Origin of the sequence: Streptomyces sp. NPDC046759 (genome assembly GCF_040645475.1) — a bacterium.
In the GTDB taxonomy this organism is placed as follows: domain Bacteria; phylum Actinomycetota; class Actinomycetes; order Streptomycetales; family Streptomycetaceae; genus Streptomyces.
In genome coordinates, this window is the sequence record NZ_JBEYYJ010000031.1 from 61,507 (window position 1) to 81,215 (window position 19,709).

General features: G+C 68.2%; 12 protein-coding genes. 8 read left to right on the top strand and 4 right to left on the bottom strand.

Annotation, left to right across the window (positions count from 1 at the left end):
• Positions 1-251: 251 nt before the first annotated feature.
• A complete protein-coding gene (locus tag ABZ919_RS33115; protein ID WP_361255126.1) occupies positions 252-3,035 on the top strand; it encodes an ADP-ribosylglycohydrolase family protein in 2,784 nt (927 codons plus the stop codon).
• Positions 3,036-3,144: 109 nt separating this feature from the next.
• On the opposite strand, the gene ABZ919_RS33120 is transcribed toward ABZ919_RS33115, so the two are convergent.
• Together ABZ919_RS33120 and ABZ919_RS33125 are read right to left on the bottom strand one after the other, a co-directional pair.
• Complete coding sequence (locus tag ABZ919_RS33120) at positions 3,145-4,776, bottom strand: RNase H family protein (protein ID WP_361255129.1); 1,632 nt, start codon at positions 4,774-4,776, stop codon at positions 3,145-3,147.
• Positions 4,777-4,950: 174 nt separating this feature from the next.
• Positions 4,951-5,694 (bottom strand): hypothetical protein, encoded by a 744-nt coding sequence (locus tag ABZ919_RS33125; RefSeq protein ID WP_361255132.1) that lies wholly within the window; start codon positions 5,692-5,694, stop codon positions 4,951-4,953.
• A gap of 233 nt (positions 5,695-5,927) precedes the next feature.
• On the opposite strand from ABZ919_RS33125, the gene ABZ919_RS33130 reads away from it, so the two are divergent.
• The 6 genes from ABZ919_RS33130 to ABZ919_RS33155 all read left to right on the top strand — a co-directional run bounded on the left by ABZ919_RS33130 (position 5,928) and on the right by ABZ919_RS33155 (position 17,075).
• Positions 5,928-8,066 carry a hypothetical protein gene (locus ABZ919_RS33130; RefSeq protein WP_361255135.1) on the top strand — a complete coding sequence of 713 codons (2,139 nt, stop codon included), beginning with the start codon at positions 5,928-5,930 and terminating at the stop codon, positions 8,064-8,066.
• Between the two features lie 17 nt (positions 8,067-8,083).
• A complete protein-coding gene (locus ABZ919_RS33135) occupies positions 8,084-9,706 on the top strand; it encodes a class I SAM-dependent DNA methyltransferase (RefSeq protein ID WP_361255138.1) in 1,623 nt (540 codons plus the stop codon).
• A complete protein-coding gene (locus ABZ919_RS33140; RefSeq protein ID WP_361255141.1) occupies positions 9,703-10,902 on the top strand; it encodes a restriction endonuclease subunit S in 1,200 nt (399 codons plus the stop codon). Before ABZ919_RS33135 ends, ABZ919_RS33140 begins: the two co-directional genes overlap by 4 nt.
• Positions 10,899-14,165: a type I restriction endonuclease subunit R gene (locus ABZ919_RS33145; protein ID WP_361255144.1), complete on the top strand. Its 3,267-nt coding sequence runs from the start codon at positions 10,899-10,901 to the stop codon at positions 14,163-14,165. Before ABZ919_RS33140 ends, ABZ919_RS33145 begins: the two co-directional genes overlap by 4 nt.
• A gap of 870 nt (positions 14,166-15,035) precedes the next feature.
• Positions 15,036-15,611 (top strand): hypothetical protein, encoded by a 576-nt coding sequence (locus ABZ919_RS33150; protein WP_361255147.1) that lies wholly within the window; start codon positions 15,036-15,038, stop codon positions 15,609-15,611.
• Positions 15,612-15,764: 153 nt separating this feature from the next.
• Positions 15,765-17,075: a hypothetical protein gene (locus ABZ919_RS33155; protein WP_361255225.1), complete on the top strand. Its 1,311-nt coding sequence runs from the start codon at positions 15,765-15,767 to the stop codon at positions 17,073-17,075.
• 413 nt (positions 17,076-17,488) lie between these two features.
• Here the strand turns inward: ABZ919_RS33155 and ABZ919_RS33160 are convergent, their stop codons facing one another.
• Both ABZ919_RS33160 and ABZ919_RS33165 read right to left on the bottom strand, forming a co-directional pair.
• Complete coding sequence (locus tag ABZ919_RS33160) at positions 17,489-17,935, bottom strand: hypothetical protein (RefSeq protein ID WP_361255150.1); 447 nt, start codon at positions 17,933-17,935, stop codon at positions 17,489-17,491.
• A 27-nt stretch (positions 17,936-17,962) separates the two neighbouring features.
• Positions 17,963-18,598: a restriction endonuclease fold toxin-2 domain-containing protein gene (locus tag ABZ919_RS33165; RefSeq protein ID WP_361255153.1), complete on the bottom strand. Its 636-nt coding sequence runs from the start codon at positions 18,596-18,598 to the stop codon at positions 17,963-17,965.
• A 92-nt stretch (positions 18,599-18,690) separates the two neighbouring features.
• Here ABZ919_RS33165 and ABZ919_RS33170 point away from each other — a divergent pair, with 92 nt between their 5' ends.
• On the top strand, positions 18,691-19,527 hold the full coding sequence (locus ABZ919_RS33170) for a hypothetical protein (protein ID WP_361255156.1): 837 nt from the start codon (positions 18,691-18,693) through the stop codon (positions 19,525-19,527).
• Positions 19,528-19,709: the final 182 nt, after the last annotated feature.

Sequence of the window (19,709 nt, forward strand, 5' to 3'; positions counted from 1 at the left end):
GCGGGTACCGCGACGGGTCCTGGTTGCCGGGCGTCACCCGGGCAGGCACTTCGTATCGTCTCATTGACGATAAGGCTGGTGCGATGCCAAGCTGCCGGGGCGTCAATCTGTCGAGCAGTAGTCCTCTTTCGGCATTTCACCGTGCCGGTGCCATCCCGGTTGCTCCGCCAGGGGTTGCTGCTTGTACGCCGTTGCCCGCCCGCCGCCCGCCCGGCCCGCCCTCCGCGCGCCGCCGCACGATACGGAGTCCCATGGCCCACGCCCGCGCCCCGCAACCCCACCTGAACGCCCAAGCCACCGACCGGGCCGCCGGCGTACTGCTCGGCGCGGCCGTCGGCGACGCGTTGGGAGTGCCCTACGAGTTCAAGGCGACGTTGCGCGACGACCAGCAGCCGCTGATGATCGGCGGCGGCCTGGGACCGTACAAGCCCGGCGAGTACTCCGACGACACCCAAATGCAGGTCTGCATCGCCGAGGTCGCGGCCAGCGGAGCGGATCTACGCACCCCGGAGGCCCTCGACGCAATCGCCGCCAACTTCCAGGGATGGCTGAGCGGCGGCGCCAGCGACGTCGGCTCCCAGACCCGCACCGTCCTGGGCGCCGCCCGCCGCGCCCCCGGAGCCCCGGGGGCGGCGCTGCTCGACGCCGCCCGCCTCTTCACCGCAGCCAACGAACGCAGCGCCGGGAACGGCTCGTTGATGCGCACCGGCATAGTCGCCCTCGGTCATCTCGGCGACGCCTTCGAGATGGCCGAGGCCGCCACCGCGGTCAGCGCGCTCACCCACCCGGACCCCGACTGCGCCGACGCCTGCGTACTGTGGTGCTCCGGCATCCGCACCGCGGTGCTGCACGGGACTTTCGACGGCGTGCACGCCGGCCTTGACCTCCTCCCCGCGGAGCGCCGGGAGGTGTGGGCGCGGCGACTGGACGAGGCGGAGGCCAATCCGCCGCACCACTTCGCCAACAACGGCTGGGTCGTCCACGCGCTCCAGGCCGCCTGGTCGGCGATCACCCGCACTGCCGTCCCCGAGTTGAGCCCCGCCGAGCACAGTTTCCCCGCGCAGCACTTCGGCCTCGCCTTGGAGGCGGCGGTGCGGGCAGGGACGGACACCGACACCGTCGCGGCGATCGCGGGCGCCCTGCTCGGCGCGCGCTGGGGCTGCTCCGGCATCCCACTCGAGTGGCAGCAGGCCGTCAACGGCTGGCCCGGCCTCACCGGCGCCGACCTGGTCCGACTGGCGGCGCTCACCGCGCGCGGCGGGAGGGACGATGCCGCGGGCTGGCCCTCGGCCGCGCGCATGCCCGTCTCGTCCTCCACCCCCCACGGCTTCGCCGTGCCCCACCCCCACGATCCCGGAGTGATCCTCGGCAACCTGGCTCTGGCCCAGGGCAGCGAGCCGGTCCCTGTCGACGCCGTAGTCTCACTGTGCCGCATCGGCACGGACCCGATCCTCGCCGGTGCCGACGTCGAGCACGTCCGCGTCTGGTTGGTGGACAGCCAGGGGGAGAACGCCAACCTCCACTACGTACTGGACCAGGCCGCCCGCACGGTCCAGCGGCTGCGCCTCACCGGCAAGCGGGTCCTGCTCCACTGCGTGGCCGGGCAAAGCCGCACCCCGGCCGTCGCCGCCCTCTACAGCCACCTGGCCACCGGCACTGACTCCAAGACCGCACTGTCCGACCTGCGCGAGGTACTGGTGCACGGCTGGCAACTGTCGGCGCACGCCGAGATGCACGACGCGGTGCACGAGCTGACCAACGTGCCCGGTGACGGGCCGCCGACCGGTCCAGGCGTACCAACGGCTGACCCGATCACGGCCGCGCCGGTACGGGCCCACGACACCCCACCCCGGGAACGCGAGGAGGCACGTGGCGAGCGGATGCAGGAGGAGGTGGACCTCGGCCGTGACACGGAGCCGGAGCAGCGAGGCAAGGTCTTGATGGGGAAAGGGGCGCAGTCCCGGGTGCGCGGGATGATGCTCGGCCTGGCGCTGGGGGACACCCTGGGCGCAGCCCGGGGCAAGCTGCCGGGAGAGGGCACGCTGCGGGCGGGCGTCAGCACCCAGTTGGCCTGCTTCACCGCCGAGGGCACGATCCGCGCATGGGTGCGCGGCAGGCACAAGGGCGTCTGCCATCCGCCGTCGGTGGTGTGGCACGCCTATTGTCGGTGGGCGGCCCTGCAGGGGATCGAGGTCGAACGGATGCGGCAGCGCTGGGTCCACGGCGACGAGCTGTGGCCGGACGGCTGGCTAGCCCAGGTGCCCATGCTGGCCGAACGGCGCGGTTCAGCACCGGCGACCGTGGCGGCCCTGTCCAAGACCGAGCAGGGAAACATGGGGGTACCGACGACCAGCCGCGGCTGCCACGCACTCACCCGCACCCTTCCTGTCGCCGTGGTCGGCGCTGCCCACGGCTCGGGGCAGTCAGTCCAGTTGGCCCGGGAGATCGCCGCTTTCACCCACGGCGATCCGGCCGCGCAGTCCGCCGCAGCCCATGTGGCGGTGCTGGTCGGCCACTGCCTGACCAGCACGCCCGAGACGCAGGACTCTCTGTTCGCCTACCAGTCGCAGGTGCAGCAAGCCCTGATGGACGGCATTCATGCTCTTCGTGCTGTCGACTCCGACCTGACCGCCGCCGAGCACGAGCGGCTCATCGGGGCGCTACGGCAGGCCGACGACCACCCCGCAGACGCGGGACGCCTCGCAGAGCTCGCACCGGACGCCACCGCGCCCTCGGCACTGCTCGGCGGCCTGTATGTCGCCTCCTCCTTCCCCCACCGGGACCAAGTGCACGCCGCGCTACGCTTCGCCGCCGGGGCGCCGGACGGCGACTCGGTCGCTTGCGTGACCGGTGCGCTGCTCGGAGCGGCACACGGCGCCGAGGCACTGCCCATCGATCTGATCAGCCGCCACGAACTGGCCTGGGTCCTCGACACCCTGGCCCGCGACCTCGTCACCGAACTCATCGACTCCGCCAGCAGCGACGGGTTCGACGGCTGGGACGACCATTGGTGGGACCGCTACCCCGGCTGGTGACCCGTTGGCTCCTCGGGGACTGGGGCCAGAGACCAGCTCGCGGGTCGACGTAGCATGACGAGGACCACAACGGAGTGGCCCGGACCACTCCCAGCTCTGGCCCCAGGGATCAGGCAGCGACCGAGAGCGGGCGATGCTCGGAGCCGAGCGAGCGCAGAATCCGCGCTTCCTCCTTGCGGGCCGCGGAGGGAGAGATACGGCCGGCGGCGCGACGGAGGGTGAGACCGGCGAGGGCATCGGCGGTTTCGTTGAGGTCATGTCCGATGTGCCCCTTGAGCCAGCGGACCTGGACGCGGTGGCGGTGGCGCAGCAGGCGGTCCATGAGGTGCCTGCCCTCCGGGAAGAGGAGGGTGCGATGGGCCGCCGCCGGGTCTGCGCTGTCCAGGGCTGCATTCGCTGCCTCGACTGCCTCGGTACTGTCGCACAGGAGGACTATGGGCGCTTCCTCGTGGCGGTCGAGGAGGCTGAGAGCAGCCGCGCAGATGCCGATCACTTCGGCTTCTCCACTGCTTGAGGCCATGGAGTCGCCGCAGCCGGTCGTCCCGTCTTCGGCAGCCCAGCCATAGCCGCACAGCGCGGACTCGTCGCCGACCGCGGCGTCGGCGACAGCCACGACGGCGGTGTCGGGAAGGTCGGCGAGCACGGCGTAACGGTCTCTGTCGGCCGGGGCCGTTGCCGTCGAACCTTCACTGCCGTTGTCCTCGCCCGTCTCGGTGGGAGAGTCCTCGGTGAGGACGGTGGCGAGAGCGCGGTGGCACTGCGGGCAGCCGTCGATCCGTTCAGCGCAGTCTGCCCGGTGCCCGGCGGTCAGCTCCCGCACTCTGTGCCACGACTGGGGCTCGTCGGCGGCGAAACGTTCGAGAGCTGCGGCGCGACACTGTGCGATGAGCTCCGCGAAAGGCCCCGTGGCCGTGCATGCCTGCATCCGGTCACGGAGATCCGCGACCCGGAGTTTGGCCTCGCGGGCACGGGCAGCGAGAACAGCGGCGTCCTGGTAGGCGTCCTCCAGGGCGTCGAGCCGCGGGCCCCGGGCGAAGAGAGGGCAGGCGAGTACGTCCCGTTCGGCCTGGCCGATGGCGTAGCGGCCCCAGGCCAGCGCGGAACGGGCATGTCGGCTCCACCGTTCGACCACCGTCTCGTGCAGGAGGTACGGGTTCTCTTCCTCCCGCGCGTCGCGAAGGAGGGCCTGGACGAAGGCGTCGTCGTGGCAGTCCTCCAGTTCGCGCACCGGTGCTGGCAGTTCGCTGCCTGCCGATCTCTGGTCCCAAGCCCACCGGGCGAGTTCGCTCTCCGGCTCCTGCGGCGTGCCCTCCGGTAGCCCCCTGTCGCGGAGTTCCTCGCGCAGGGCCGAGGCGTAGGCATCGGGGTACGCGGAGCGCGCCACCCGCAGCTCCAGCATGTCCATCGGCCGGGAGGGACCGGCGAGGCGGCGGGCACGCTGCTCCTTACAGACGGCCTCCGCGCGCGAGCGGGCCCGGCGCACCTTGTGCGCGTGCTCTCGCAGCCGTCGCAGCCGCTCTGGCGGCTGGGCTGAGAGCTCCGCGCGCCTGACGTCCCCACGAGCGAGGACGTCAGCGTGGGCGAGAGCGATGGCGATGGGGCCGGCGAGTGAAGCGTGTTCCAAGGCTGCGGCCGTCTCAGCAGCGCAGATCCCGTTCATGCGCGCGAGGACGGCTTCCTGCAGGGCGGTGAAGTCCTCGGAGAAGCGACGGACCAACTCCGTGTGCCCGGTGATCGTCACAATGGCCTTCCAGGTCGCGAGTGGTGTCGAGTGGGACCGTGCGCGTTGTGTGACCGGCGTGTGCGGGCAACCCGTGGGCGCAGGCTCGGGTGCACCCGATGCGGCGAAGGCGTGAGGCCCCAAATCGCGTGCGGATGTTGAGGGCGCCCAGAAGGGCCCCACCGGCGGCCGGGGCTACTGCACCTGGCCGGTGAAGACGGCCGTGCGGTACCAGCCGGAGCCAGAGGTGTCGGCCGGCGTGATCTCGATCTGGGCGCTCTTGGCGGTCTTGGCGAACACGCACGCCTCTTTCCAGGTCTGTGACTTGCCCGGCAGCAGGTGGGTGTCCGGCGTGCCGTTGAGGCCCGCCTCCGTGTCGGAGATCTCGTCGGCGCCGTTGGGGCAGGACAAGCTGACCATGCTCAGGTCGAGCGGGGACTTGGAGCCGTTCTGCATGGTGACGGAGAAGGCCAGATAGGCCTTGCCGGACGGGAAGGCGTACTCGCCGGAGGTGCCCCGGCTGAAGTCGCTCAGGTGCGCCTGGACGCCGTTGGTCCACTTGGCGGTCTTGTCCAGCGCGACGGTGATGGTGTCACCGTTGGAGTCGTCCTGGGCGCTCTGGGTGTCCTGCGAGGCGCTGACGGTGGCCGTCGGCGACGCGGGGTCGGTCTGGGTGCCGCCGATGGAGGAGCAGGCGCTCAGGGAACAGCCCACGGCCATCGCCGCCACGGCGAGGACAGTCTTGCGCGTGCGGGTCGTGGGCTCTGCGATCAGCGCGACGAGTGTTGCAGCTCCGCGGGTGAGCCGCGCTCTGCGCCGCGACGGCTTCTTCCCGGCCTGCGGCTGAGCGTAGGCAGGGGGCGTCTGCGGCGGCACGGCACCCCAGCCGGATCCGTCGGGCTGCTGGGGAGTGGACGGCATCGAAGGCGTACTGATCACGGCAGGGGACCTCCAGGTCTTCGTGCACCGGGCACGCCGGTGTGTGGCAACGCCGGCAAAGGTGCCCTGCATCGGTCATGGAGGTTGCAATGGACAGTGATAACCGGGGTTATCAGGCCTTCGTCATATTGGTTCGCTCGAAGGCTGTAAAGTGCTGGAACCTGCCGTCGAGCCGGGCGTTCCGCCTCGGACTCAGCAGGACAACGGGGTGAGATAAAGGGGGGCGGGGCTCGATGACCACTGCGCATGAAGCCGTATCGCCCATCGTGCCCGAGATGCCGGCCTGGCGGATCACTTACGCCGAAATCGCCTCCCTCGCTCAGGTTCAGCGGCCCGTGCCCACCACGTGGAGCCGCAGGCACCCGGACTTTCCGGCGCCCGTCGCCCACGAGGACGGGCGGCCCCTGTTTGACGCACGCGCGGTCGTGGACTGGCTGACGACGACGGGCCGCGGCAAGGCGGACCCCCGCCATCTGCGGGCCGAACTGGCACTGCACACCCTGGCCGCCTTGCGGACGCCCGCCCTGCCCGCCGCCGTCCTCGTGGGGGCGCTGACGGCGTTGATCTGCCTGCGCCACCAGCTCGACGCCCCAATCTCGGGCCAGAGCTGGGACGCGGTCCTCGCCCAGGCTGCCGACCTCGATCCCGAGGACACGTTCCTGTCGACCGAGTTGCGTGCAGTGCCGGACCCGGTTCGCGCCGGACCGGGGCTCGCCGTCCTCGCCGACGAGCTGACCGAGGCTGCCTACACACCTGCCGAGGCCTTCGACTGGGTCCTCGAGGCCCGCCGCCGCCTCGGCTTCCACGACCTTGCTGCCGACGAGCCCACCCCGGCGGTGGTACGCGCCCTCGCGGCCCTGTCCGGCGTCAACACCCTCGACGAGGGCTCCGTCATCGCCACCCCGCACGCCCGCTCCGGTGACCTCCTCGCCGCCCTGCACGCCCAGGCCGCCGAGGACTCCGGCCACACCTACCTCGCCTGCGACCCCGACCCGGCACGGGTCCGCCTGGTACGCCGCCGGATGCTCGTCCGCGGAGTGAACGAGTTCGACCTCGGCATCACCGAGGGACAGGACCTGCCCGTCGACGACTGGGGCTACCCCCATCTGCTGGTCTGCGTCCTCCCTTACGAAGCGGCGGAGACCCGCAGCCCGCAGGCTGTCCTGGAACGGGTGCAGGCGCTCACCGACTACCTCGGCGACGGCTCGACGGCCATCGTCCTCGGCCCCGCCGACGTGCTGGTCCGCCCGCTGCCCCGGCACGGCGAGGCCGACCGCCTGCGCCGCTCCTTCCTCCGGGACGGCCTGCTCAAGGCAGCCGTCAGCCTCCCCGACGGTGCTTTCCCCTACCGCCCGGGCTACCGCACCGCCGTGTGGGTGCTGGCTCGCACACCGGCGGAAAACCGTACGGGCCTGGTGTTCCTCTCCGACTACTCCGCGCAGCCGCTCACCGACCCGGTCCTCGACGCGCTCGCCGAGGACATCACCATCTGGCGCGCCTCCGACTGGCGCGGCGACCGCCGGCACGAACCCCGCCATGCGGTAATCGTCCCCGCCAAGGACCTCGACGACCGGCCCGGTGCCGCCTTCACGACCCAGCACCGCCCGACCACGGCCCGCTACACCCGCGGCGTCATCGAGCGTCCGGCCCGCATCAGCGACCTGGAACAGCGCCTGACGGAGCTCTACGAGCAGGCCCGGCAGCGCGCCGACCTGCGTGAGACGCTGGGCGCTCGGGCCGTGCTGCGCCCCGAAGACCAGCCGGTACGGCGCACCACCGTGCGCCGGCTCCTCGCCGAGCGCCGCCTGCGCCGGCGCCCCGGCCACCGCATCGCCGAGGAACACCTCTCGGCCGAAGGCCACTACACGGTACTCACCCCCGACGAGGTCCTCGGTACCGCCCGCCCGGGCAGCCGTCGCATCGACCGCGGAGTGTTCCTCACCGGCTACGAACACGCCCAGTTCACCGAGCCGGGCGACATCGTCGTCACCACGAGCCCCCGCTTCGGCGCGTACGTCGACGAAGCCGGCCTATCCCTCGTGGCCGCCCCAGCCCGCGTCCTGCGGGTCCACCCCGATGCTGACCCGCCGGTCCTGCCTCGGGTCCTCGCGGCGCTGCTGCGGGCGGCGGCCACCGAGTACAGGCGCACCAGCGGCGCGGTGCGGGCCTCGCGGGGTATCGAAGACCTACTCATCCCCGACCTGAGTCGGGACGAGGCCGAGCGCTTCGACACCGTGCTCGCCGAACTCGACAGACGCGCGACCCTCCTGCGGGAACAGTCCGCCGCCCTCGACGACCTGGCCCGCACCACCGCCGCCGGCATCGCCGACGGCACCCTCACCCTCCAGGACCTCACCGGCACCGACGACTGAAGGAGACGCTCCACCCCATGATTCCCGGCCAGAAGAAACCCACCGACCAGGCGGAGCTGTTCAGCGCCTCCACCGCCAAGGAGATCCAGGACATCCTGTGGAAGGCCGCGGACAAGCTCCGCGGCTCCATCGATGCAGCGCAGTACAAGGAGTTCGTCCTCGGCCTGATCTTCCTCAAATACGTCTCCGACGCATTCGAGGAGCGCCGCGCCGAGCTGGCCAAGGAGCTGTCCGAGGACGGCATCGACGAGGACCGCCTGGACGAGTTCCTGGAGGACCGCGACGAGTACACCGGCGCGCACGTCTTCTGGGTGCCGGAGACCGCCCGCTGGTCGTGGATCGCCACCCACGCCAAGAGCCAGGGCGTCGGCAAGCTCCTCGACGACGCGATGGACGCCATCATGCGGGAGAACGCAGCTCTGACCGGCGTCCTCCCGAAGATCTTCAACCGGGACAACGTCGACCAGAAGCGCCTCGGCGAACTCGTCGACCTCATCAGCGACGCCCGCTTCGGCGGCAGCGAGGACAAGCCCGCGCAGGACGTGCTCGGCGAGGTCTACGAGTACTTCCTCGGCAACTTCGCCCGCGCCGAGGGCAAGCGAGGCGGCGAGTTCTACACCCCCCGGTCCGTCGTCCAGCTGATCGTGGAGATCCTCGAGCCGTACGAGGGACGGGTCTACGACCCGGCGTGCGGCTCGGGCGGCATGTTCGTCCAGGCGGCCAAGTTCATCGAGGCCCACCGGGGCCGCGGCCACAAGGACGACATCGCGGTCTACGGCCAGGAACTCAACGAGCGCACCTGGCGCCTGGGCAAGATGAACCTCGCCATCCACGGCATCGACGGCAACCTCGCCCCCCGTTGGGGTGACACGTTCGCCGACGACAAGCACCCGGACCTCAAGGCCGACTTCGTCATGGCCAACCCCCCGTTCAACATCAAAGATTGGGCGAGGGACGAGAGCGACCCCAGGTGGAAGTACGGGGTACCGCCGAAGAACAACGCCAACTACGCCTGGCTCCAGCACATGATCTCCAAGCTGGGCGAGAAGGGCACGGCCGGCATCGTCCTGGCCAACGGCTCCATGAGCTCGCAGCAGAGCGGCGAGGGCGAGATCCGGCAGGCGCTGGTGGAGGCCGACCTGGTGGCATGCATGGTGGCTCTGCCTCCCCAGCTGTTCCGCACGACACAAATCCCAGCATGTCTGTGGTTTCTGGCCAAGGACAAGTCCCCGCAGGGCGCACGGCGGCTGGACGACCGGCGCGGCGAGATCCTCTTCATCGACGCGCGGGATATGGGCAAGATGGTCGACCGGACAGAGCGCGTGCTGACGGAGGCCGACCTCGCGAAGATCGCCGGGGCGTACCACGCGTGGCGTGGTACGGCATCGGCACGCGAGGAAGAGCTGACGTACGAGGACGAGCCCGGGTTCTGCCTCTCGGCTGACCTCGCGACGGTCCGGGAGCACGGGCACGTGCTGACGCCGGGGCGGTACGTGGGCGCCGTCGAAGCGGACGAGGAGGACGTGGAGGCGGTGACGGAGAGGATCGCCGAGCTTACGGACGAGCTGTACGAGCTCTTCGACAGGTCATCGGAGCTGGAGAAGACGGTCCGGGAGCAACTGCGAGGTGTTGGCAAGTGAGCTGGCCCAACGCATCGATCTCTGAACTGTGCAGTCGTGTCACTAGTGGTGGGACCCCGCGACGCTCAAACTCGGATTATTACGTAACCGAAGGAATTCCATGGGTTAAGACGCAGGAACTGAACGACAATCGACTGGAGGATACGTCTGAACATATTTCGCAAAGCGCAATCGAAGAATCTTCGGCAAAGCTTCTCCCTGGGGGAGCGATTCTCGTCGCAATGTACGGGGCGACGGCTGGGAAGCTCGGCGTGCTGGGCCGCCCAATGGCCTGCAATCAAGCGTGTTGCGCGCTTATCGTCAATCCTTCTGTAGCTGACTCGCGCTTCTTGTTTTACGCCTTGCTCAATTCGCGGGAGCAGTTGAAGGGGCTCGCAAACGGTGCGGCCCAGCAAAACCTCAGTGCGCGAGTAATCAAAGAATTTAGGATCTCTAACCCTCCCGTGGAGGCGCAGCGGCGAATCGGGAACCTGCTCGGGGCGTTGGATGACAAGATTGCCGTCAATGAGCGCATCGCAGCCACTTCACTTGAGCTTGGAGTGGCGCTTTACCGTCAGAAATCTACATTTGCTGAATGGAGATCCCTGCCTCTGGGGAGCGCGGCACGTTGGCACTCAGGTGGCACGCCAAAAACAAGCATTCCCGAGTACTGGAACGGTGATATCCCTTGGATCTCTGCCGCCAGTCTAAAGAGCCCATGGATTCGAGATTCGGACCGATCCGTGACCAAATTGGGGGCTCGAAATGGCACTAGAATTGCTGCGCCTAACTCCATCCTCTTTGTTGTGCGGGGGATGAGTCTTAAGAACGAATTTCGAGTAGGAATTGCTCAGCGTGAGATTACGTTCGGTCAGGATTGCAAGGCCCTTGTGGCGAATCCTGGGATCGATTCCACCACCCTGTTTCTCGCTGTTAAGTCAAGGGCGCAAGAAATCCTTCAAATGGTCGACTTGGCAGGGCACGGAACAGGCAGGCTCGCTACTGATCGTCTAGCAGCGCTAACCGTGAAATTGCCGCCAGAAGGCCTAGCCACATCAAAGTTCGCCGAAGTGGTGCACCCGCTTATCGATCGGGCCAGCCGTGCAGATCTCGAATGCAAGAGCTTGGCCGACCTCCGCGACACCCTCCTCCCGCAGCTCATGTCCGGTCGGCTTCGTGTCAAGGACGCCGAGAAGATTGCCGAGGACCACACGTGACGCACGATAACGAAAGCGGAAGAAACGAGCACCACCGCCCCCTGGAGGCCGACTGGGAGCTGCTCGCCCTCGACGAGCTGGGCGAGCTGGCCTGGTTGCCCGCCTCCGGCAACGAGTTCGCCCCCGGCTCCGGGCACCGCAAGTCGTGGGACGACCTGATCCTCTACCCGGACCTCCGCGAGGCGATCGAGCGGCTCAACCCTGGGCTGCCCCCGGACGCCGTCCGTGATGCCATCGCCACCGCTGTGACCCCGGCTTCGCAGGACACGTACGAGGAGAACCGCACCGCGCACACGTACCTGACGGCCGGCATCCGCTCCGTTACGTACACCGACTCCTTCGGCGCCGAGCACAACCCGACCATCCGACTCATCGACCTGGCTGATCCGGAAGCGAACACCTACCGCGCTCTGAAGCAGGTCACCGTCATCGATGGCGAGAAGAACCGCCGCTTCGACGTCGTCCTGTACGTCAACGGCCTCCCGCTCGCCGTAATGGAGTTGAAGCGCGCCGGCGACGAGGACGCCACGCTCCAGGATGCGCACTCCCAGGTCGCCCGGTACGTGAAGGAGTTCCCAACCGCCTTCCGCTACAACGCCGTCGTCCTGCTCTCCGACGGCATCACGGCGAAGTACGGCACGCCCTTCACTCCCTACGAGCACTTCGCGCCCTGGAACACGGACGAGTCCGGCGCCCGCGTCGACCCGTTCGACGCGGAGGGGATGGCCGACTCGGGCCAGAACCTGGCGCTGCACGGCCTGTTCACCCAGCTGCGGTTCCTCTCCCTCCTCCAGTCCTTCATCAACTTCGTCCCGTCGAAGCGGATGAAGCGCATCGCGAAGCCGCACCAGTACCACGCGGTGACCCGCGCCGTGGAGGCCGTCCGGCAGGCCGCCACCACCGACGGGAAGGCCGGCGTCGTCTGGCACACCCAGGGCTCGGGCAAGTCCGAGGAGATGGTGCTCACCACGACGATGGTGATGCGCGACCCGGCGCTGCTGAACCCGACCGTCGTCGTCATCACCGACCGCAACGACCTCGACGACCAGCTGTACTCCACCTTCCTGGAGAGCGAGATCCTCCCGGAGGCACCGAAGCAGATCCTCACCCGCGCCGAACTCCGCGAGGAACTGGCCGCCAAGCGGACCGGCGGCGTCCTCTTCACCACCCTCCAGAAGTTCAACAGGACCAAGGAAGAGAAGGAGTCGGGGGCCGACCACCCGCTGCTCTCCGACCGGCGCAACATCGTGGTCGTCGTCGACGAGGCCCACCGCAGCCACTACGACAACCTCGACGGCTACGCCCGCCATCTGCGCGACGCCCTCCCGCACGCTACGCTCCTCGCCTTCACCGGTACGCCGATCTCCGAGGCCGACCGCAACACCCGCGAGGTCTTCGGCGACTACATCGACGTCTATGACCTCAAGCGGGCCGCTGACGACGGCGCGACCGTGAAGGTCTTCCACGAGGGCCGCGTCATCCAGCTCGTCCTAGACGAGGACGTCGACCCGACGAAGATCGACGAGGAGGCCGACCGCATCACCGACGGCCTTGATGACACCGAGCGCCGCCGGGTCGAGCAGGCCGTCGCCACGATGAACGCCATGTACGGCGCGCCCGCCCGCATCAGGGACCTCGCCCAGGACCTGGTGACGCACTGGGAGGCACGGCGCGAGCGGATGCAGCCCTTCGTCGGTGTTTCCGAGGAGGGTGGGGCGACCGGCAAGGCGATGGTCGTGTGCGCGACCCGCGAGATCTGCGTCCGGGTCTACGACGCCCTGCGTGAGCTGCGGCCGGAGTGGCACAGCGACGAGGTCGACAAAGGCGCCATGAAGATCGTCTTCTCCTCGGACTCCCGGAAGGACGCCGACCACCTGCGCGCCCACGCCCTGCGCGACAGCCAGCGCAAGGCGGTCATCAACCGGGCCAAGGACCCCGACGACGAGCTTGAGCTGCTCATCGTCAACAACATGCTCCTGACCGGCTTCGACGCGCCGCCGGTTCACACGATGTACCTTGACCGACCGCTCAAGGGTGCCAACCTGATGCAGGCTTTGGCCCGCGTCAACCGCCGCTTCCGCGGCAAGGAGGACGGCCTGCTCGTCGGCTACGCGCCGCTCACCGAGAACCTGCAGAAGGCGATCGCCGAATACACCGACGCCGACCAGCAGGACCGCACGCTTGGCCAGGACCTCGACCGCGCCCTGGACGAGCTGCGCAACGAGTACGACATCCTCACCGACATCCTGCGCGGCTCCGACTGGCGGGCGCGCCTGACCCAGCCGACCAAGACGGCCTTCATAGACGCCGCCCTGAAGACGGCCAACTACCTGCGGGACCCGCGTACTCCGGGCAACGACCCGGAAAAGCTCGATGACCCCCGCCAGACCCTCGGCCGGCGCTTCCGCGAGCACGCTCACCGCCTGGAGCGCTTCTACGCGTTGTCCGGCAGCGCCACGAACATCGGTGAGCGCTTCCCGGACCACCCGTCCTGGCGCCGGGACATCCAGTTCTTCGTCGAGGTCCGGGCGTACATGGCCAAGCTCGACGCGATGGACCGCGAGGCCCGCGGACTGCCTGTCGCCCGCGACGTCGAGCTGTACCTCCAGCAGCTGACCTCGTCGGTCGTCGAGACCGGCGGGATAACGGACCTGTTCGCCGAGGCCGGTCTGGAGATCGCCGACCTGACGCACCTCAACGACGCCCTTGTCGCCAAGCTGCAGAACAGCGAGACCCCGCATCTGGCGGCGGAGGCGCTGCGGCGGCTCGTCGAGAAGAAGATGCGCGAGGTGACGCGGCACAACATCGTTCGTCGCACGACGTTCTCCGAGCAGCTGCAGGACCTCATGCTCCGGTATATGCGTCAGCAGTACACGAGCGCTGAGCTCATCGCCAAGCTGGTCGAGATGGCCAAGCAGGTCGTCGAAGACGCCAGGCGCGGCGAGAAGTTCGACCCGCCGCTGAACTGGCGCGAGCTCGCCTTCTACGACGCGGTGGCCGACCACGGCACGGCGCGGGAGCTCATGGGCGACGAAGTCCTGGCCGGCATCGCCCGCGAGCTCGTCGCGGAGGTCCGCAAGAAGCTCAAGCCCGACTGGATCGCCCGCGAACCGGTCCGAGCCGGTCTTCGCAGCGCCATCAAGCGCCTGCTGGCCCGCCACAACTACCCGCCGGACCGGCGTCCGGAGGCCGTCAACCTGGTACTGAAGCAGATGGAGCATTTCGCCAACGAGTGGTCCACAAACGGCGTCGCAGAGAGCTGATAAGGCTCGGGGCAGTCAACGTGTGGTCGGCTCAGTTGGGGTGTGGCGGCGTGGCTGCCGCTCCGCTTTTCTGAGCCGAGCACACTGCCTCACTCAGGCTGGTGGCGGGGCTGGAGAGCAGGCAGGATCAACGGTATTTGCATCACGGTCGACCTGACGTACGCGTAAGGGTTTCGCCTGGCCTCGGCCACCTTATAGTTCACGGATGTGGCATCAATGGTAAGTAGAGGGCATTCCTTGGCTACCCAGAAGAAGCTGCTGGGTCGGAAGATTGTCAAGAGCTACGTCTCACGAGACGGGATGCAGCAGTTCCGACTCGAAGCGCCGGCTTCCTTTACGTGTGTGCGATGTACTGAAACCAAGAGCGCCCTGCTTGTGACCGTCCGGGGTGGTTTCGCAACCGACCTTCTATGCAATGACTGCTACGGATGGCTGAAAATACATCGGGGTGGTGTCACAGCTGACGACCCTTCGGTGGAGCAGGCGCCTGTTGACGTGCAGATCGAAACGGGGGGTACAGACTGGGGGATGCCGCACAGCATTCAGACAGGACTTACTGTCTCCTGGCATTTCACAACACGATCGGCACACCTGGTGGACCGGTGGTGTCCTATTCCTGACGAGGTGAGTCGAAGACTCCCCATGATGACTCCCCCGATGAAGGTCGAATTTTTCACGGGGCTGGAGAACCTCGATTCTGCTCCTGGTCACCCTGCCCAACCTCAAACGGTCGATGGTCATGGTCGTCTGGCGGGGGTCAACTGGCCGGTGTGCACAGTCCCTGGTGTTCGTGTGAGGGCCCGCTGGGACTTGCGAGAGCACATTCGGATCGGCTTCGAGCTGCTCACCGCACCCGTTGTCGTGGGAGGCATGGTGATTCGCCATGACTACGACCCCAGGGCTATGACCCGGGACCTTGCCGCCGTTGACGCGCGCGTCAGTCATGGCGAGATGGCGGTTCTGCTCACCCTTCGCGAGCTTGGGCTGCTGGACATTCATGGGAATGCGGTTCTTCCCGAGGAAGCACTGGTTCGCAACACGATGGAGCGCTTCCCCGAAGGGCTGTCCAAGGTAGCCATCGAAGTCGCAATCATCACGCTTTTGTCTCGAGGGGAACTGACTCGAAGGTCCGGAAGTGTAGATGAGCTGGGGTACCTTCGCTATCCAGCTTCGTCGAGCGGCCGCCTCATTGACCTTCTCGTCTGGGAGCCAGCCCCCCGTCTGGCTACGAGGGAGGAGCTCAGGGCTGATGACGTGAGGTTGGGACTGACAATCAAAGCTCACTCGGTAGCTGGGCACCTTATGCGTATAGGGCATCTCGGCAAGGAGGCCACCCCAGAGGCGAGGGACGCATACCGGGAAGACCACCTCCGCGCCGGCCTGGTCGGTTCTCACGAGCTACCCAAGGGTTACACGTACGTTCGCGCCCACGAGCGTGGCATATAGCCGGTCATTGCGGACTGTGTCGCTGCTGAGGGGCATCCTTCCATTGCCGGAACGGCAGTTCACGGGCAAACGCCCGTAGTTGAATACATAAGGTTCATGCTGTTCGTGTCGGACGTCAGCCGCAGGCTGTCGCTGGAAAACGAGGGGGAGACGATGACCGACGACCGCGAGGCGATCGTTCCGGTGTGGACGCTGGCGACCGGTGACGTCTGGGTGCCCGCATTGGCCGGAGACGGGCCGATGACGGCTGAGCGCTTGGCGGAACTGCGCGGTGTACTGGCTGCCCTGGCTGACGAGCCGATCGCCACACTTGAGGTACACCCGCTGTCCACCGAGCTCGACCGCGGCCGAGGCATCCCGCTCGATGCCGCGAGTCCTCTGGCGCAGCACCTGTCGCAGCTCATCATGCAATCGGCGAAGAATTCCTCTGTGGCGGCCAAGGCGACCGCCACCGGCGAAAATCTGTATCGCATGGTGGTTCCGGCGAAGACTGCCGCCCTGCTCGGGCAGGGCATCGTCCGCTTGATGGCGGCGAGGGGGGTGGCCAATGGCATCCGCGGCGCATTTGTGAACTCGAAGGGCGCGATCGTCGACGCGGCGTCGTTCGTGCCCGTCGGTAAAGCGGCAGCGGCGGGCGCAGCCGGTGGAGCCGGTGCGACAGCCGGCGTCGCGGTCGCCGGCGGCGCGGCGCTGACCGTGGCCGCGCCGCTCGTGCTCATGGCCGTAGCGGTGGGGGTGAGCGCGCATGCCGACCGCCAGCGCCAGCAGGCCATTGCACGCATCACGGAGCTGCTGGAGCAGTTGCACGACCAGAAGCTCGATGACGAGCGCAGCGAACTCGATGGCTGCCGCGATGCCATCGACAAGGCCACCGCTATCCTGCTCGACCAGGGCAAACTTGGTGTCTCGCTGGGACTGGACTCGGCGGTGCATGCCATCGGCAAGGCGCTGGCCGCCGCTGACCGGCGCCTCTCCAAGTGGAAGAACGCACTTGACGCGCTGCCCGAAGGCAAGGCTGTCGTGATCGACACGCTGACCAAGTCGTTCCCCGGCGTCGACGACGACGGCGGCACGTTCCGCACCCACTTGGAACTCGCTGACTTGGCCATTGCGCTGAAGCGTCGGGTCATCGTTCTGCAGGCCGTCGATCACGCCCAGAGCGACCCCGGCAACCCGTTCGAGAATTTCGCCCGCGCACTCAAGGCCGACCAGCAGCGCCTCGAGGAACTGGAGTCGAGCATCGCCGCTGTCCTGGAACGCCTGTCGGCACTGGAGTTGACGCGCCCGGACGGTTGGTGGCCCGTCTTCACGACCGGTGAAGTCGATCACCTGATGCGCGCGGCACACCGGATTCGCAAGTTGGGCGACGGCGTCATGGTCAACAGCCGCGCGACAGATGTGGCGATCGAGATTGCCCGCAACAAGGACGGCTCAGTGGTCGTTTTCCCCGCACAGCGCGCGTAAACGCAGGCGGGCTCGCCTCGCCCTGGTCCTACCGCAGCCGGACCAGGGCGAGACTCGTCGGCGTCCTCCGCCTTTCCGCGGGCGGCATGTGCGGTGCGCGCCGCCCGCGACGTCAGGTTGCGCTCACAGCGTCGGAGCCGTCATGGATCGCACCGTTCACCGGACTGAGGCCGCGCTGCTTTGGCAAGTTGGTGACCGCACTGCGCCGCGAGCAAGCCGATCCCGGACAGCGGGGACGGCCGTAAAGTCTGCCTCCGGGCGACCGAGTTGACATTGGCTCGCTTACCGGTCGGCTGCAGCGGCACTCCGGCCGAGGCGCGCCGTCCTCGGGCGCACCAGTCGCATCCACGCCATGGCGACCGGGGGCGATTGGTGGTGGTGGGCGCGTCTGCGGCGACCGCATTGCGGGGCTGTCAGTCGAGGCCGCCGGTCTCTTCGATGTGCTGGACGAGTGCTGCCACGATGCGTGGGCGGGTGGCATCGGGGACGAGGGTGGGTTCCATGCCTTCCTCGATTCCCCAGTCCGTGTTGAACATGACGGGGACCTCATCGGGTGCCACGTTGTTCCGGAGCCACAGGGCGACCCGGGCCGCCAAGTGGGCGTTGCACTCCCGGACGGCCACGCCCTCGGGTTCCAGGCTGGCAAAGCCTTCCAGGGTCTCGTCGTCGAAGGTGATCCCGAAGATCATCGATGAGCCGCGGACCGGGCCGTCTCCTTCGTCATCGATACGGATGAATGTATCCGGATTCCGCTCACGCAGCCGTGCCTCGAATCCCTCGTAGGTCAGGCCCCAGCTCTGCCCGCGCGGTGGGGTGAAGACGAACAGGGTGCGCAGTTCCGCGATCTCTTCCGGTTCCATAGCGGTACTTTCCTGGGGATGGGCTGGTCAGGGGACGTAGCGGGCGTGGCCTTTGACGCCGTAGGCCGCCATCATGATGCGCCAGTACTGGACGGCATCCTGGTTGTTGGTGACCGTCTCGACTCCCCGCATCTCCTTGTTACGTGGGTCGTTGAGCGCGGCCGCGTACTTGCGGAGTTCCAGGCGGTCATCCTTGTAGAGGAAGTCTCTGTCGCCGGTCGCGTGGTTCTTGCGGAGGTCTTCCAGCGAGCGGTAGCACCGTTGGTTCGGCTTGTTCACGTATTTTGCCTCGACGGCCATCCCGTCGAGGTTGCGGAATCCGTCGACCATCAGCGTGTTGGACGGACTGATCCCTGCTGGGATTGGTACCTCGAACTCCGGGAAGCCCGCCACGCGCCTCTGGTAGGCCTGCTCGGCCGGCCTGCCGCCGGAGATGTCGCCCTTGCGCAGTGAGTCGAGCCAGGTCTGGAAGTTCTGCCCCTGGCTGGGCGTGAGCTGCGGGAACCGCGGGTCGGGAGGAATCGCCGGGGGGATCGGCTGAATGTGCGGAGTGGTGGAGGGCAGGGGACGGTAAGCGGCTGGGACCAGTGTCGGGACGCGGATCAGGGGGCCGAGGAACGGCGGGAGGTTGGGAAAGAGTCCGCCGTTGTCCGGCTGCGGCATCTTGACTCGGGACCCTGACCGGGCCCGACTGGCTGTCCGGTGACCACCGCCAGGTGGAGGTGCGGTGGGCACCGGCCCGGACCGTACCGCCCGTGGACCGGGACGCGGAGGTCGTTTTCCTCGACAGCGATCAGCAGGCCACAGCCTCCTACCCGGCCACGCTGAGTCATCTGGGGCGCGGCAGCATCGGCCGCTCCGTTGATGTCGAACTGCCCGGCGGCAGAATGCAGTTGATGATCCCCGACACGGCTGGCGAGCCGGCCTCGCTGCGCTACGCCTACGACCTGCACCGCCTGGAGCCGGCCGCCGCCGTACGCGTACTGAAGATGCACCAGCGCTTCGCGGCCGGAGGCCGGTTCCAGGTCCGCGCCGACGGCCACAACATCACAGGCGGCGACCTGCCGCCCCAGCCCGCCGCGGTGCTGGACCTGGCCAAGCAACTGCACCTGTACGTCGAGGATCTGGAGATGGTGCAGCGCCACTGCGAGCAGTACTTCCTCGTCCCCAGCAACCTCGCCGCGAGCGAGCGGATAGCCCTGCGTGCCGCGCGGCTGCTGATCGACGGGCACTGCGTCATCTCACCGTTCGTGCTCAGCGTCCACTGCACACTCGACGGCCATGACTCCCCCACCCTGCGGACGCTCCTCGAGAGCGGACCCCAACCGGTGCACGGCGTGTGCCGTTTCGCCCTCACCGTCGCCGGACGCCATCTCGAACTGGGCCCGGTGGTCTTCTTCCACCCCCGCGCCGTCACCGAGGACGGCCCCCGGCTGACGGCCGCCCTCGACGCCGGACAGGCCGCCGGTATGCGGCTGGCCCTGCGGCCCGCCGACGGCGAACACTTCCGGCTCCTGCTGCAGTCCCGGGTGCCCGCCACCGAACCGTCCCCCGTACCGCTGGACCTTGCCGGCTTCCCCGAACCCCGCTGACGAAGCCGCGGCCGCATGCGTGCACTCCCCCACGCCGCCCCGCCCGATCATTCAGGGGCCCGGAGCCCCCGTCCTGACCAGGCGGGCCCGGCTGCGGCACGAGGTGCTGACGGAGCACGCCTCGGTGTTCCACGTTCCACCGCCGGGGCCAGGCAGCGGCCGGAGCCGCGGATGACGGCGAT

Bases quoted from the DNA above. Each gene is read 5' to 3' on its own strand.
- ABZ919_RS33130 (WP_361255135.1), top strand. From the start codon at position 5,928: ATGACCACTGCGCATGAAGCCGTATCGCCCATCGTGCCCGAGATGCCG.
- ABZ919_RS33150 (WP_361255147.1), top strand. From the start codon at position 15,036: ATGGTGATTCGCCATGACTACGACCCCAGGGCTATGACCCGGGACCTT.
- ABZ919_RS33135 (WP_361255138.1), top strand. From the start codon at position 8,084: ATGATTCCCGGCCAGAAGAAACCCACCGACCAGGCGGAGCTGTTCAGC.
- ABZ919_RS33165 (WP_361255153.1), bottom strand. From the start codon at position 18,598: ATGCCGCAGCCGGACAACGGCGGACTCTTTCCCAACCTCCCGCCGTTC.
- ABZ919_RS33115 (WP_361255126.1), top strand. From the start codon at position 252: ATGGCCCACGCCCGCGCCCCGCAACCCCACCTGAACGCCCAAGCCACC.
- ABZ919_RS33160 (WP_361255150.1), bottom strand. From the start codon at position 17,935: ATGGAACCGGAAGAGATCGCGGAACTGCGCACCCTGTTCGTCTTCACC.
- ABZ919_RS33155 (WP_361255225.1), top strand. From the start codon at position 15,765: ATGACCGACGACCGCGAGGCGATCGTTCCGGTGTGGACGCTGGCGACC.